The 15941-nt window shown below is 45.4% G+C and carries 15 protein-coding genes; 2 read left to right on the plus strand and 13 right to left on the minus strand.

What is annotated here, in order from left to right; all coding sequences use genetic code 11:
* Window positions 1–37: 37 nt before the first annotated feature.
* Together GQ359_RS05915 and GQ359_RS05920 are read right to left on the minus strand one after the other, a co-directional pair.
* Window positions 38–1690, minus strand: coding sequence for an ion transporter (locus tag GQ359_RS05915; protein ID WP_215385903.1), 1653 nt, complete (start codon window positions 1688–1690; stop codon window positions 38–40).
* The gene (locus tag GQ359_RS05920; RefSeq protein WP_215385905.1) at window positions 1687–2247 is read right to left on the minus strand and encodes a hypothetical protein; all 561 of its coding nucleotides are present in this window, start codon (window positions 2245–2247) and stop codon (window positions 1687–1689) included. The genes GQ359_RS05915 and GQ359_RS05920 overlap by 4 nt, the downstream gene beginning before the upstream one ends.
* Window positions 2248–2326: 79 nt before the next feature.
* Here GQ359_RS05920 and GQ359_RS05925 point away from each other — a divergent pair, with 79 nt between their 5' ends.
* Both GQ359_RS05925 and GQ359_RS05930 read left to right on the plus strand, forming a co-directional pair.
* Complete coding sequence (locus tag GQ359_RS05925) at window positions 2327–2530, plus strand: hypothetical protein (RefSeq protein WP_215385907.1); 204 nt, start codon at window positions 2327–2329, stop codon at window positions 2528–2530.
* Window positions 2531–2566: 36 nt separating this feature from the next.
* The gene (locus GQ359_RS05930) at window positions 2567–3223 is read left to right on the plus strand and encodes a putative quorum-sensing-regulated virulence factor (RefSeq protein WP_215385909.1); all 657 of its coding nucleotides are present in this window, start codon (window positions 2567–2569) and stop codon (window positions 3221–3223) included.
* A gap of 20 nt (window positions 3224–3243) precedes the next feature.
* On the opposite strand, the gene GQ359_RS05935 is transcribed toward GQ359_RS05930, so the two are convergent.
* The 11 genes from GQ359_RS05935 to GQ359_RS05980 form a co-directional block, all read right to left on the minus strand.
* Entirely contained in the window at window positions 3244–3786 is a 543-nt protein-coding gene (locus tag GQ359_RS05935; protein ID WP_215301039.1) for a TIGR00645 family protein, read from the minus strand.
* 212 nt (window positions 3787–3998) lie between these two features.
* The gene (locus GQ359_RS10155; protein ID WP_256442512.1) at window positions 3999–4130 is read right to left on the minus strand and encodes a hypothetical protein; all 132 of its coding nucleotides are present in this window, start codon (window positions 4128–4130) and stop codon (window positions 3999–4001) included.
* Between the two features lie 186 nt (window positions 4131–4316).
* A complete protein-coding gene (locus GQ359_RS05940; protein WP_215385911.1) occupies window positions 4317–5627 on the minus strand; it encodes a Y-family DNA polymerase in 1311 nt (436 codons plus the stop codon).
* Complete coding sequence (locus GQ359_RS05945) at window positions 5624–6121, minus strand: LexA family transcriptional regulator (protein WP_215385912.1); 498 nt, start codon at window positions 6119–6121, stop codon at window positions 5624–5626. Before GQ359_RS05945 ends, GQ359_RS05940 begins: the two co-directional genes overlap by 4 nt.
* Before the next feature lie 184 nt (window positions 6122–6305).
* A complete protein-coding gene (locus GQ359_RS05950) occupies window positions 6306–6932 on the minus strand; it encodes a GNA1162 family protein (protein WP_215385914.1) in 627 nt (208 codons plus the stop codon).
* Complete coding sequence (locus GQ359_RS05955) at window positions 6929–7294, minus strand: DUF4810 domain-containing protein (RefSeq protein WP_215385916.1); 366 nt, start codon at window positions 7292–7294, stop codon at window positions 6929–6931. The genes GQ359_RS05950 and GQ359_RS05955 overlap by 4 nt, the downstream gene beginning before the upstream one ends.
* An 8-nt stretch (window positions 7295–7302) precedes the next feature.
* Window positions 7303–7629, minus strand: coding sequence for a hypothetical protein (locus GQ359_RS05960; protein ID WP_215385918.1), 327 nt, complete (start codon window positions 7627–7629; stop codon window positions 7303–7305).
* Window positions 7626–8597 (minus strand): CsgG/HfaB family protein, encoded by a 972-nt coding sequence (locus GQ359_RS05965; protein WP_215385919.1) that lies wholly within the window; start codon window positions 8595–8597, stop codon window positions 7626–7628. Before GQ359_RS05965 ends, GQ359_RS05960 begins: the two co-directional genes overlap by 4 nt.
* Before the next feature lie 145 nt (window positions 8598–8742).
* On the minus strand, window positions 8743–9279 hold the full coding sequence (locus GQ359_RS05970; protein ID WP_215385920.1) for a hypothetical protein: 537 nt from the start codon (window positions 9277–9279) through the stop codon (window positions 8743–8745).
* Between the two features lie 129 nt (window positions 9280–9408).
* Entirely contained in the window at window positions 9409–12933 is a 3525-nt protein-coding gene (locus GQ359_RS05975; protein WP_251367837.1) for an exodeoxyribonuclease V subunit beta, read from the minus strand.
* Window positions 12930–15923 (minus strand): PD-(D/E)XK nuclease family protein, encoded by a 2994-nt coding sequence (locus GQ359_RS05980; RefSeq protein WP_215385923.1) that lies wholly within the window; start codon window positions 15921–15923, stop codon window positions 12930–12932. The genes GQ359_RS05975 and GQ359_RS05980 overlap by 4 nt, the downstream gene beginning before the upstream one ends.
* Window positions 15924–15941: the final 18 nt, after the last annotated feature.

Here is a 15941-nt window from a genome sequence, read left to right on the forward strand (position 1 = left end):
TGCTCTACTGGCAAAGTCCCAATCACCGATAGAAGGCTTAGCTTTTATTCTTCAGATTATCCCCATTATTTTGCAATAGGATCTGAAGCATGCTGCTCTGCAGTGCCGTCACATTATCCGGATTATCAATGTACTGACGCAATTGCTCAAGATCAGATACGCTGACAATTTGCTGCAGTTTGGAGATGGTGATCTTCAACTGTTCTGCTGCAAGTTCAGGATGCTTAGATAAAAACTCTAGGCTCATTTCTCCTGCAGCACCTTTGCCTTGAGGTCCATCAGCATCACTGCTAGGGGCATGATCTATGCCCATTTCAACCCTGGCTTTTTCAAGTAAGCGCGTGAGCTCCCCTTGGGTCAAGTGAAGTCGCTTAGCCTCTGCTTCAATTAGCTCTTGCTCGTCTGGGGAAATCACACCATCTTCTAACATGGTGTACAACTCGGTCATCATGCTTTCACGCTCAATACGCAACTGATCACTTAAGGCTGATGACAAAATCGCCGCTGGGATCGCAAAAATACCAATTCCCAAAAGCGCAATCACAATCGTGACAGCCCTACCCGCCGGGGTAATGGGAGAAATGTCGCCATAGCCAACACTGGCCAAAGTAATCACAGACCAATAAATAGCTTGCGGAATATTTTCAAATTTATCCGGCTGAGCTTCGTGCTCAAAGACATAACCTAAGCAGGCAGCAAGCATCACCAGCAACAGCAAAATGAAGACAGCCGCCTTCATCACTGGCCACTCGCGCTTAATCACTGTAAATAATGATTGAGTGGCGCCAGAGTAACGCGCTAACTTGAGCAAACGCATCAATCTGAAGACGCGCAAGAAACGCAAGTCAAAGAGGTGATGGAGCAGATGCTCTAAATAAAATGGAAGTATCGCTAAGAGATCAATAATGCTTGTTGGTCTAAGTGAATAGCGTAAGCGCCCCTTGAACCAACCCTTGAACTTTGGATCCTCTGGGGCACTATAGATTCGCATTAAATATTCTGTGGAGAATATTGCTACTGCAATCGTATCGAGAATGACGAATTCAGAATGTAATTCGTAATAAATACCCTGGACCGATTCAAGGATGACGGCTAGCACCGACAAAATGACCCAGGTCACAATAAACATATCAAAGATATGGTGCAAATTACCGCTCGTCGGTGTTTCATTAACAAGGGCATAAATCTTGTAACGATACGATTTATCTTTATTTAGCTCTAAGAATTCATTAAATGCTGGCGCTAAAGCGCGGAATAGTTTTAATAAGCGCAGTAAACGCAGAGCTCGCAAGACACGCAGGTCGGTATCAAAGAAGGCGCCTAAGTAAAACGGCAATATGGATACCAAGTCAATAATGGCAAATGGGCTCTTAAAATAAGCTAAGCGCGGATACTTAGCAGAGCTAAAGACTTCATCTTCCGGCGCCACATAAAGCCGTAATAGATACTCTACAGAAAAGATGGCCAGTGAAACAACATCAAAAATATGGAATAACTGCTCGCGCGTGTCATAAATAACCGGAATATGCTCAAGCACCAGACCTGCCATATTGAGCACAATCATATAAGTAATGAAGCGCTCAAACTGATTGCAATAATTATTTTTAAGTTCTTGGTTAAAGAATAAGTTAAATACCCACTTGCGTACTTGCAAGTTCAAGCTACCAACAGATACTGGCTGGAGATTCATAATTTGAATTCTCCAATTTTGACTAGGTAATAGCCAGTATCACAAAGACTTAAGCGAATATTTAAGCCAGTGATCAGTTTTTCACCAGGCTCCATCGGAGAGACCGAGGATGGTCCCGCAGGATTGATGGTCATTTTTTCAAAGATGTAAGATCCGCTCGTAAGCAAATCTTTTTTATTGCATTTCATAGCGTACGCTGGGCCATCTGGCTTAAGTAGATTGACGTAGCTCTCAAAAGGACCTTTGGCTGCAAAGAGTGCTTCAATACAATCTTTCCAGATATTTGCTTTAGCACCTTTTGTAAATTTACTATCTTCATCTATAGGTTTGCATGCCTGTGGTTGAATCGGCTCATCAGTCTCAAGCTTGCTCGCTAGAGACTCAAACCACCCAATGATGACCTCGCCATTACCTTGAGATATTGCAACCTTAGCGCTGTTTTGATAGTTACTAAATCCGAGATAGGCTACTAGTATTAAGTTGGCCCATATCACTACAATAAAAATGTAGTCTGAGATACGCATCTCTCGAAATAGAATTTGGATATTCTTGCCCAACCTGCTCTCCCAGCTTTTGCTCGATGAAAGCGACTATCTTGTCGCTTGTAATTCCTGTATATTCAGCCCTTGAGTTACTATGACGGCCACTTGGGGATTTCCAATGTTTTTCCAAACGCTACTGCAAAGTTTAATTAAGAAGAAGCAAGTCAAACCAGCTGAGCCCACTCAAGAATTATCCCCATTGGCTCAGAACATAATGCAAAAACTGGCTGAGCACGATAAAAACAAGGGTTTATCCCCAGATGTTGCTAGTAAGTCAGATATTCCAGGCGATAAATAGCCTGCCTGTCTTTAGGCGATTCTCTTTTAAGAATTTATGACCCAAGCCATTATTTTTGATGTTGAAGCAACCGATAAGAAAGATGCTGTCATTATTGAAGCAGCCTCTTTAGAGGTCACCTCCATCAATCCACTTGCTGTTGGCAATCCTTGGGTACAACGCTACAACCCTGGTAAACCGATTAGCTTAGGCGCACTAGCAACCCATCACATCATGGATGAGGAATTAGTGAACTGCCCTTCTAGCAGCTCATTTAGATTGCCAGCAGGCACGAAATATATCATTGGGCATAGCGTGGATTTTGACTGGGAAGCAATTGGCAGCCCAGAGGTCAAACGCATTTGCACGCTTGCACTTGCTCGTAGCCTTTGGCCTGACTTAGATAGTCACACTCAAAGCGCCCTGCTCTATCACTTTGAGCGCGCTACTGCTAGAGAACAATTGCGTGATGCTCATAGTGCATTAGCGGATGTGTGGATTTGCTCCAAGATTCTGGGGCAGATTATCGAAAAGCTCAAACCCGCTTCTCTTGATGCTTTATGGGAGATGTCTGAGAATGCCCGCATTCCAAAGATCATGCCCTTTGGGAAGCACAAAGGTGAATTGATTAGCCAGGTACCGTCTGATTACAAGCAGTGGATGCTTCGTCAAGACAACGTTTCTGAATACTTGCGTAAAGCTTTGCAAACCTAAGCCTTTTAGTCCCAATCAATTTAGTGCTTCTGATGCGCTGAGGCTACGAGCTTTTCTGTATAGGCAATCGCGAGAGCTGAAAATACAAAGGTCATGTGAATGACGGTTTGCCACAGCAAAGTTTTTTCATCGTGTGAGGACGCATTAATAAAGGTTTTGAGCAAATGGATCGATGAGATGCCAATAATGGCCGTGGCCAATTTCACCTTGAGTACGCCTGCATTAACATGCGATAACCACTCAGGTTGATCTGGATGGTTCTCCAGCTCCAAACGCGACACAAAGGTTTCCCAACCGCCAACGATGACCATCACCAGCAAATTCGAGATCATCACCACATCAATCAGACCCAACACAATGAGCATGAGTGCGGTTTCTGTCACATTCCTCTCTGACATCATGCTAATGAGATGGGCTAACTCTATCCAGAACTGCCACACATAAACGCCCTGGGCTACGATTAAACCAATATAGAGCGGCGCCTGTAACCAACGGGACATGAATATCCAGCGCGGTAGAGGGCGTAATTTTTTATCTAAAAAGGTTTGTTTGTCTTCAATCATGGCGTCATTTTAACGATATTTAAGACATTTCTTTTGCACGCAAATATCTAGTTGGTTTGCGTCATTATGCTGAACTATTGATTTCTTGGCCTCACCTTACCTTTGACAGGGAATAAGGAATCCGTGATTTCCTTATTCCCCTTATTGGCTTACTGCTTACTTATTGCTACTGACTGATTACTGCTGACTGCTATTTTTTGCCACCCACCCTCTTACTGATAGTGACGGCTAAAGATGTGTGACTTTTTTTGCTCACTGCGCTTGGTATTTTTCAGCACAGCCCAGTAAGACATCATCATGATGATTGCAAGTGAAGCGCCGTTGAAGTTATTTAATAGTTCCATTTGATTTCTCCTGGTTTGTATCTAAGTTAATTTGGTTTTGTTGCTATTGCTTGTTACTATTTTGCTGCTATGTATTCAGAATATTTGCTTACAAGCTCACGAAATGAGCCAGTAAAATTCAGTTCATGATTTGTTGTTTTTCTTCATCTTTTTCATCGTTTTTTTGCTTTTCATTTGTCTAGTTCTTTAACGCACTACCGGCAACTCATCCCACTGCGTGGTGTAGTTCGGTGATCGGTTACTGGATCTCATTTGCCAGTCTTGCTTAGTTCCCGATGCGGCAGTTTTGATGGCGGCATTACCAAAGCGACTATTAATTGAATCCATGGCCTTCATGAGTCCAGCAGACTTGCCTTTCACTTCCATGTCATCAAATAACGATTGCTGTATCGTAGGTTTATCAGCCAAGAGATTGAGGATCACCCCTGCTTTCTTATACTTAAAGCCAGCTTTGTAGATTTGTTTCAAACCTTTTAATGCAGCGCCAGTCAAGGTTAAGGTGTTGTCACTAGGATCACTCAGAACAACGGTGATACTTTGGTGGTGCTGTGGCTCAAATGGCTTATGTGGATTAGTTTGTACAAAGATGGTGAGCGCGCCCGTCACTGACTTCTGACTTCTCAGCTTCTCAGCACCTCTTGCGGCATGTGTAGCAACTGACTCAGCTAACTCTTCCATTGAAGTGACTGGCTTACCAAAACTTCTTGAAGAAATAATCTGTTGTTTAGCTGGCGCCACTTCCTCCAGTTGAAGGCAAGAGACTCCGCGCAACTCATAGCAAATGCGCTCGATCACAACGCCAAACTGTTGACGCATAGCTTGCGGTGATATTTGCACCAAATCAAACACGCTGTTGATCTTGAGCTCTTTGAGCTTCTTGGCAGTCTTGCCACCAATACCCCACACCTCACCTACCGCTGTCTCGGCCATCCATTGATAGAGGACTTCTTTAGACATGGAACTGATGTCACACACGCCAGCAAATTGGGGATTCTTTTTAGCCAAATGATTGGCCAACTTAGCAAGCGTCTTGCTAGCACCAATGCCGACACACACCGGCAGGCCAGTAGTATCTTTAACATCTTGCTTCATGATTTGGCCCAAGCTAGTCGGGTCAGCATATTGCTTTAGCACTGTCTCGATTTGCAGAAAGCTCTCGTCAATACTGTAGACCTCTAAATTGGGTGTGAACTTTCTTAAGACTTCTACTACCCTGCCGCTCATATCGCCATACAAGGTGTAGTTAGATGAATACGCTTGAATACCATGTTGCTTGGCTAAGTCTTTCATCTGAAACCAGGGTGTACCCATCTTTACACCAAGTGCCTTGACTTCAGCGCTACGCGCTACGGCGCAACCATCGTTATTCGAAAGAACGACCATTGGTACATCTTCCAGCTTGGGCGCAAATACACGCTCGCAAGATACATAGAAGTTGTTCACGTCGACCAGCGCGAAGAGTTGATTGGTTTTGCCGGCTTGATGAATGGCGCTCATATAGATTTACCATTTCTGCTGCTAGCGTGGCTGTACTTGCGTACCACCCCAACCACTACACCCCAGATTTGGAGTTCGCTGTTCTCGTTAAATGTAATGGGCTCGTAATTGGGGTTCTCCGGCTGGAGCTCAGTCTTGCCACGCAATTGATAGAGCCGCTTGATGGTGTACTCGTCATCGACCACGGCAACCACGATGTCTTTGTGTTTTGGCTTGAGGGCTTTATCAACCACCACCTTATCGCCGTCACAAATACCTGCACCCATCATCGAATCACCCTTAACGGTGAACATGAAAGTGGCTGGTTTGTTTTGGACTAAATAGTGGTTTAAATCGAGGCCTTCCTCGGCATAATCGGCCGCTGGACTCGGAAATCCCGCTGAAATACGGTGACTCAGGAGCTTGAACTCATAGGCGCCATTTGCCACCAAGGCTTGTGGAGCCTGGGTCAGAGTGCTTTCTGAAGAGCTTTGTGGAAGTGCGATTAGTGCCATAGGTTCTAATATACTGTATATCCATACAGTATTTCAATACCCAGGCCTTATTTTTCCAAAAACGTGGTTTTTACCCCTTTTTAGGGGTACTGGCAAAACAAAGGTTGCATCTACTATCTAATCATGAATAACCGAGCTTACAGCCCAAAACCAACCCTTGCCCAGAGCAAATACAAGAAGAGTCTCACTTGGCTGGAATGTTGTATGGGCCATCAGGCAGTTGATTTGGCCCCATTAAGAAGACTTGCTGATGCGCAGACTGTGCAAGAGGCATGTAATTTGGCGCAGCTCTTGTAATGGCTGCAGAGATAGCGGCAGCAATCAAGCCACCTAAACCGCCACCGCCACTATTTTGAGGTGAGTAAGCCATTTTCTTATTTTCCTCCCATATAACCGTGCCATCTGCGGAAACCATTTTGTAGTCAAACTCTACCGTTACCGTAGTTGCAATAAATGCATACTGAGCATCCCACCGCTTAATCGTCACATATAAGATGGCATCAGCGCCAAACATTTTTGCAAGAGTTGGCACGGGTATTGTCAATATCCTATCACCCTCGTACAAACCCTCTTGCTCCAAGATGTACTTAGTTGTATTTACTGGGAACACATAGTAGCCCTTGTTGGCAAGAGGTATGGGCAATGTTGTCAGTACATATACTGGCGCATCCACATCTAAAGTCTTATTGACAACTGGGACTACCAAGATTGATCTAGGGGCAGCCGCATTAAATGCAGACATGTCCTTTTTTTGAATATTCGCACATCCAATTAGCGACAGAGCCGATAGACAGACGATTAAATATTTCATGTTTTACTCTTTTCTAAAACTTTCTTTCTGCTATCGAGATTCTTAATTAAGGTATCCATCAAGGTTTTACTTTCAGGCCAAGCATCTCGCTCTTTTGCATAATATTTCTTTGCCTTCTCTACATCTCCCTCCTGGAGATATAAAGTGCCAAGCTCTGCATATAGACCCGGGGGGACAACCTGTTTTTCCTTTTCAAGAGCATCTACAGTCTCTTGCAATTTAATCTGCAGGGCTACCACTTGATTGGGATCTTTATATGCATCATAAAGACTCTTATCGTACCCATTCCAGTTATATTTATTTTGCGCACACCCCGTTAGCAAAAGAAGAGTAAGGCCAGTAATTACTGTCATTAAGCGCATATTGATCTTTATTGAAGTAAGAATGTTTGATTAACGCCATCGCTAGTAAAAATCTTCTCATCAAGAAGCTTCTGCCCATTAAATGTCACATTGAGCATATGGGGTCCAGGCAAGATACGCATCATAGCGACGCCCTCTTGATAGTCTTTTGCTTGCCCCATATCCAATCCATCAAGCACTACCCTTCCATCAAGCAAAGCAGTATTTTGAGCTTTAAAAGAAATACCTGGACGCAAGTCGGAGATGCTTTGCTTCTCTGTAGGCCACTGCGTACAACCAGCTATAAAGCTAAGGGCTAGAATTAACCCAGCAATGTATTTAAATAGGGATTTCATTTCATTACTCCGTCATAACGAACTACCAAATCACTGATTTTTCTTCCACCCAAAGAGCCGCTGACTACAGATGCTACAGACCCCTCATTTAGCTCGCCCTCACCGAACAAAGAGATTACCCGGATGGTTGCAATGTTCTGACCAGGCAGGGTGATCTCTGCGCCAGTTTGAGGTGATTTAATTTTTTCGCCAGCACTCTGAACGTTAAAAATCATACCCTCTCTAATACCTTGACTTTTTCCACCACCAATAAAGATGCGACCACCCTCCGCCTTCAATATATAGGTTGTCCATGGCTGTTTATCAACTACAGCACTAATTTTGGAAACCGCATCAGTAATCGCCTGCCGCATTGCGGCATCATTTAAGGTTCCGTCGTAGTCCGCCTTAGAACCAAAGCCAAACGTAGAAGCTGTTTCAGTAGATGCTTCGCCGGCACCAGAAGCAGCAAAGTAGACTTGGCCATTTTTAGTATCGACCAATCTAATATCAACTTTCGCAAAAGCAACCTGACGCTTACTTTGAGATACAAATCCAGATTCACCAACAGTCTTGCGACCAAACTCAGTAAGGGAACCGACAATCAGTGTATCGACTCCAATGATGTTTAGCTTGCCACCACTCATGGCTACATCATTTTTAACCCTAGCAATATCGGGTCTTTCAAAAACTAAGTAGGCTCCGCTTTCTGTAAGTACCTTACTCATCATGTCAGTTACTTGCTTACCCAATGGGTCGTTATATTCATCTCTTAATAGTGAGCGCCCATAAATAGTCTCATTTGTAATTCGCCCAAGAGCAATTTTTCTCTTAAGGGTTGGCATAGAAGGCACTTGATCCTTAACCGCTTGCTGAGCTGCTTTTTGAGCCTGAAGAGATTGAGGAGCCTCTTTTTGCTCCAATGGTGGCGTTTGGATTGCACAACCAGACAAAAGAACAAAAAACAGTAGAAGAAGATATTTACCCATTACCGGATTCCAACATATGAATTAGTTATAAGAATTTTTAATAATAGCTTGATTTACTATGTCCAGACGAAATTCTGGTCTGAGGCTGATGACCTTAGTCCGCTTTGCTTAGCGCATGAGTCTACTTTTTTGGACCTGCAGATAATTACGGTTGCTCAGTCTTTTCCATAAAGCGCTGCACATCTTCTTTAGAGGCCGGCAAATTACTTAACTCCGCGTAATAGGCTGCAGAACCCGGAATGCTCTGGATATTTTTGGGGGTGATGCGGCCTACTGGTACCAAGTAGCCCCTCCATAAAACGCGCATATGCATACCAAAAACGGTGGCTGGAACCTTCATCTCTACTGCCCGCTCGACTAGGTGCTGACACAAAGTGCTCGGCTCTTCAATGCGCAGATGGTAAAGATGGGGGATTTCTGACTCAGCGCGCTTTTCATATTGCTCTACATGGTAGTCATGGTAGGTGCGCTGCCCAAAATCAAAGATATAGTCTGCGATGGCACGCGAGAACCAATACGCACCAGAACTATCACTTCTATGCTCTAGAGCGTCATGCAATTTAGATTGGTAGCGCTCTTTGTGTTTTTGGGTTTTATAGCGATAAAAGGGGTGCTTTTGCATATAGCGCACCACTAGGCCGCCCAACACCAACAGTGATCCTATTACTAAACCTTCTGTCATTGCGCCAAACTCTTCTAAGTAATGGTATTAATTTTAGTAAATATTTTATCGAAGCATTAAGTCTAATTGAAGACAGCAAGATGCATGGGTAAAACTAGCAAAATCCAAAGATCAAAAGGGCTGGACACCCTAAGATATCTCGGCGATCTCACCCCAAGCAGAGATTAAGTAGGCCTTAGCCGGCTTATCCGGCCGAATTCTGCCTAACTCTTGTTTGTAGTTATTGAGTTGTGCGCTGTACTTGTTATATGCCTCACTACCCACCTCTGGGATTGTGAGCTTGTAATCGAGGATAGCTAAGTGATCATCAAACTCCACTAGGCGATCTAAGCGAAAGCTCTTACCCTCTAGACTAACAACATCAATTTCATTCCAAGCCTGTACCCACTGATTTTCTGTGAGGTAAGGTTTCAGTTTGGGCGCATCCATCACTATCTGCACGCGCTCCATCAGTTTTTTGGCGTGCTCTTGATCAATGCTTAACCAATTCATGAGCTCTTGCTCGCTTGGCATTGGACTGGTTATTTGGCTACCTGAGTGCGCAGTTAAGAACTCCAGCAGCTTATGGAAATGGGTACCCTCTTCCAAAATTTCTGGGTCGGGCTGCTCTACCGCTTGCGCTTGCTCTCTTGCCTTTTCAGCTATAGCTAGTGCACCGCTTTCAATATTGGCAATGGTTTCTTGATGGGCCTGTTTAGCTGCATCCCATGACAATTGAAAATGATTTATTTGGAATGGTTCGCTACCGCTAGATTCGAGCTTCTCCTGACCTTGAAGCGGCAGCTCACGCAACTGGGTCACATCCAATGTCTCCATGCCTGCCGCAAGCGCTCTGCCATACCAAGATTTTTGGCTAATACCGTCTTTGATATGAGATTGAACGCCGCTAATCCATAAACCTTGCTGTGCACGAGTCATCGCTACATAGAGGACGTTCCAATTTTCATTCTCACTGACTTCATTCTCTTTTTCATAGATTGCCGCCCGCTTCTCCGTCAAAGACTTTGCGGTATACAAAGAAAGATGGCTTGGACTAGTCTCATCTGGCGACCAATCCAGCAGTACGCCACGATTAGGCGCCCTCCACTCCGTATGGTTGGCATCGAGCATGATGACAAATGGAGCCTCTAAGCCCTTGGCCCCATGAATTGTCATTAAGCGCACGCGCTTGTGCTGATCTTCCTCGGACATCTCACTGTCGAGATCTACTTCACCAATATCGTCATCAGCCTCAGCCTCTACATCACCCTCATCCGGAGTCTCGTCATCATCACCTCGGCGCATCGCATTAATCTCTTCGATAAAGCGACTCAAGCTCGGATAACGACCACCGTCTTGATTTAAGGCAAGCTCTAAGAATGCATCTAAATTAGCCAGCACCTGTGCACGCGCGAGATTTTGAGAGGCCACTGCATAACTGACTCGTAAATTACTCTCTTGATATATGAGATCAAGCAAGTCATGTACGGGCAAGACTTCACCTAGACTTCTCCAACGCTCTAAATAGCGTGCCGCCCTTTGTATGGGCGCATCGACGCTACTCTGTAAGGCATCCCACCAAGATGATGAGGTTTGAGTTTGGTGTTGACTTTGGATATCACCTACATGGCTGCTAAGCGACTGCATTTGCTGCTCAGTAAAACTAAAGATAGGGCTACGCAGCACCTGCGCTAGTGGCAAGTCATGCCTTGGGGATACTAAGACAGTAAGCAAGGCAATTAAGTCATCGATCTCTAGCGTATTTAAGAGGCCGCCCAAGCGGGAGCTGTCATAAGCCAAGCCCGCTTCGCGCAGTGCTCGCTCAAATTGCGGCAAATAGGCTCGGCGCCTGACGAGCAATATAAAGTCACTAGCCCTTGCTGGACGCCAATACTCTTTGCCATCTGTTTTATCAATCACTTGGCGGGTTGCCAGAACATGATGAATCAAGCGACTTACCTGTTGACCCTCCCAATAGCGCTGTTGCACTCCAACAGTCAGTCCCAAATCCTCAATCGGGCTATCCAGAGCACTACCGGTGCGTTCAGCTTGATCCTCTTGTTTGCGCTCAATCAGTGGCAATAACATCGCCTCGCCTTTAGCGGCATATTCTGGTTCAGCCATACCCCCTAATGACGGCTTCCAATCTGTACTCTGCTTAGAGAATTGGTAACTTGCAGGAAGGGATTGGGATAAAAAGATGTTGTTGACGGCATTGTTAATTGCGTCGGCATTTCTGCGAGTGGTGTTCTTCTCCAAATACCTAGCCTGCATGGTCGCTTCCAAAAACTTCTTGGCACTAGTAAATAGTCTGGGGTCAGCACGGCGGAAACGATAGATCGACTGCTTAGGATCTCCCACAATAAAGACGCTAGGGCGTGAGCCATCTTGTCCATAACCTTCTAGCCATGAACGCAGAATCTGCCATTGCAGCGGATTAGTGTCTTGAAACTCATCAATCAGAATGTGGCTGTACTTGGCATCCAGTCTTGCTTGAAGATAAGCGGCATTAGAGGGGTCGGCCATTAACTGACTCACACCAATCTCTAAATCATCAAAGTCACGCACACGCATGGATTCTTTTGTTTTTTGCATATGACCTAACATGACTTCACTCATGGCAAACCAAGCAGTGTTGATTGCATGAGCATCTTGATCATTCTGCCAAGGAAACCATGCCAGATAGGCGTCTACCCAAGCATTTCGTATGGAGGTGATCTGCATCGGGTCGCCACCAGTCGCAGCCAGATACTTCTGCATGGGTGAGGACATATTGGCGATATCGTCTGCTGGAGTGTGCTTTTGGGTTAAGAAGCAGCTTTGCCATATATCTGCAATTTCCATGACAGAGCCTCCTGCCGCGTGAAGCGAGATCGCCTTCTGAATCAGTGGCACCCTTTTCTTTTGAGTAGCAGTGCCATTGCTAAAGCAATCGAGCATCACTTGTAAATCTTCTGCAGTGCCAGGGCGTCGCCAAAATTCTTCTAGCGGATTTGGCAAAGATAAATGGGGTAAGCATTGTGCTAATGCGTCGACCGGACTAATGCCCTTAGCCTTGCAAGAAGCCAAGAAAAATGTCCAAGCGCCCCTTTGCTTAAAGAGACTGTAATTACCCATCAAGAACTTGTCAGTTTCAAAGGCTCCAAACTCTTTGAGTAACACGTCATAGTGTTTTTTAAGATCAGCAGGTAAATCGCCCCACCAATCTTGCATGCACTCTTCTTGCAAGCGCTTAGCATCTTCACGAAGATTAAATCCAGGCTGGACTTCTGCGGAGATTGGCGCCGCTCCGAGAAGTTTGCCAAACCATCCATGGAAGGTGTCAATCACAATCGATTGGGGGCTCATTAATACTTTGAGATATAGCGCTCTTGCTTGCGGCAGCAATTTCTTCGCTTCCACATCATCCAAACCCCTGATCTTGAGCTCATGAATAAGTTGCTCATCAGTCATATTGGAAAACTGTTCTAGCAATCCGTATAGACGGTCACGCATTTCTTGGGCGGCCTTACGGGTAAAAGTCAACGCCAAAATCTCTTGAGGCTTTGCACCAGCCAGCAATAAACGCACCATGCGAGCAACCAAGAGCCAGGTCTTGCCACTGCCTGCACAAGCAGAAACAATTACCGAGTGATTCGGATTGCAGGCTATGGCGTAATCAAACTGATCGCTCACCACATCCCCTTTCGACAAATACCTCTGGCTTCGCAATACTGGCAAACGCTATCAGGCGCAAACGCTTTCATGGGCTTTCGTGCCCATAAGACTTCGAGATCATCGCTGAGTTGCTCTGAAAATTGCACCATCATCTCTGGCATCTGCTCAACCGGATAGGATCTAACAATCTTGTCCTCGGCTTTCTTCAGATCTGCTTTTAAGGACACCCACTCGGCTTGCTCAATGTTACGGCCAGGAAGATGTGCTGCGATGGCATTTTCATTAACAGCTCGGGCATAAATTAGTAACTGAGGATCATCCAAGAGATGATCTGCCCGCTTCTTAATTTTATTAATGCCTTGGTTTTTGTAATCAATCACTGCTGCGGCAGTGGAATTATTGGTATTGATATCAAAGCGGTCAGCGCGCCCCGCAATCTCAATCTCTCTTTGCACGCCATCTGGATCAGTCAACGTCACCATGAATCCAACAGGCAACTCTGCATCGTGATACTGCCAACCCTCTGCCTCGCGCTGGAGTTGCCACTCTACAAAACTAGGAATCTGCTTTTGCCAATCACGCAAAGTACCAGTGACTCTGGCATCACCTTTAATTAGGCGCTCAAACTCTTTTTCTGAATACTTGGTGAGATGTTCACGCATCCATGCACGACGAGCATCTTCACCTTGATGAATACTCGAATGGGGTTTTTGCTCTTCTGTTTTTAATGCTTGGAAGAAGTTCTTTAGTAAAGCATGTAAAACCTGCCCAGCCAATGAGGCATCAAAACCCTCTTCGAATTCTTTGGCCTTACGCAAACCCAAGATGCTACGCACGTAATAACGATAAGGACAATCTCTTAATGCTTTGTAAGCACTAGGAGACATGCTGATCGGCAAAGCAATATCTGGGTGCACCGTTGTGACCGCTTCTTGTAGTGGGTCTGACAGGCTTGAATACGTATCAGGCTTCGCCTCTAATATCGGCCAATCTGGCAATTGCGTGCGTAGGCGACTAATCCAAGCTGATGGTCTGAGTGGTTCGCCGCTTTTGCTTTTACTTTGCCAAAGCAAATCGACTTGTGGGCAAGAAATCAGTAATTGCGAGAGATCTCTAGCCTGCTGAATATATTGCGCCGTAAGAGTTGAGGCTTTTAGTAAACGATTGAGCGTATCCGAGAAAAATAATGGCGGCTCAGAAAACGCTGGCAACTGTTGCTCATCGCAACCAACCAAGACAACGGCATCAAACTCACGCAAGCGTGTTGAGCTCAGAGGCAGAATGCTTAAAGTAGCCTCCGCTTGTTGACCCACCTCTTGATAGGAGGCCTCTTCAATAATCGTCTTGAGTAGGCTTAGCCATTCTGGTAAACGCATGCTGATCTGTCGGTAAGCTCCCGCCCCCAAATCAAAGGTTTTAAGCACTTCGAGTAATTGCTTACCAGCAGAGTCTTTTTCAAGTTCTTGTGCCATCCCCATGGATTGCAAATTAGATTGCAGGAGTGCATAAGCATTTTCACAATCGAGTTTGAGCTCTAACCACTGCGCATGATGTCTTTGCAATAATATGAGTAACTCTAAGAGTGATTCATGGGGTACGGTGCCACGTGATGATGAATACGCATTAGCTCGCTCAATCGCAATCCGAAAGGTTTCCCAACCTGACTTTGCTTGGCTTGCAATCAATATATCTTCAAGCTGAGCAACTAGACTGACACAAGCTTCTGATGACTTTTGTAAGGTATGAGCAAGATCAAAAAATGGGTTTTGCAAAAACTCCAGTAAGGCGCTTGCACTAGGCCCCTCCTTAGGAGAGCGAATCAACTCCAACCAACTATTGAGCGATGCTGCGGCACGGGTGGTCGAGAGCTTCCAACCGGTCTCGTCACGAATACGCAGACTTGGGCCAAAGCGCGATAACAATGCGCGCGCCCTTCTTGCGGCTAAACGATCTTGTGCAACCAAAGCGATGTTAGTTTTACCTGCAACCAAATGGGCCTCAATCGATTTGGCAGCCGCCCAAGCTAATTCTTCAAAACGTCTAGCGGACAATAACTTCCACCCATCATGAAAGCTGGCTTGAATATTACGATCAATAAGGTTCTGCTGTTCGCTATCTACTGCTTGAAGCTGCCCTTCAGCATCTTGTCCAGTTAAGGCCTCAGACCAGAGCGCTACTGAATACCAATCCATTCCGATATTGATAACGGGTGCACATTGTGAATACTCATGCAAATACCGAGCCATCGTCTCTTGATCAATTGGCTTTGGATCAGCAGTCTCCACCCAGATCAAAGGTCTTGCTACAGATTGATTGGTGCTTGCAGCTTGCAGATGGGCGGCTAATGCGAGATGCTTGCGCATGACAGGATCACCGGGACTGCTAAGGTAACGCCAGAATGCCAATAAAACGGTGGATTCTTGATCAACGACCTGACGAGATAAACCAACATAGGCCTTAGCGATCGCTTGATCCAACAATGTTTCTACTTTTTTAATCCACAACTCTGTATCCAGAGCTTGGTTTTGCGCTAGGGAATTGATCTCACCTTGCATCAGTGGCACAACCGACTCTGACAATAAATCACATGCATCGATCACTGCTTGTGCCAAACCCCAAGCTCCGGCTTCACTCTCGGCCTTAAACCAGCTTTGCAATATTTTGTGTTTGCGTAGATTGATGTACACCGATAACCAACGCTCTAAATCGGTTTGCTTTTTAGGAAACTTCCATGCACCTGGTGCCGCTTCTAACCAATCGTTAAAACTCATCACCTGGGGTAAAAAAGCAATATGACTCGGCAGGTCTTTAGGTCGATATTTTTCTAGGGCGGCTCTCACCCCCATTAATGGGCCCGCAGTACTCAGAACCACTAAAGGGCGCTGCTTCGTTTGCATCGCACAATTCCAAATACCCTCGGCAAGCGATTTCAGGGCACTGGCATTAGGCGCTATTGCCCAAGCATGAGGCTGCTTTTGCTCTTTTAGGGTTGGAAATGGGCGCGACATGCTTAGTGGGGTAGTGTG

Origin of the sequence: Polynucleobacter sp. AM-7D1, from assembly GCF_018688455.1 — a bacterium.
Lineage (GTDB): Bacteria > Pseudomonadota > Gammaproteobacteria > Burkholderiales > Burkholderiaceae > Polynucleobacter.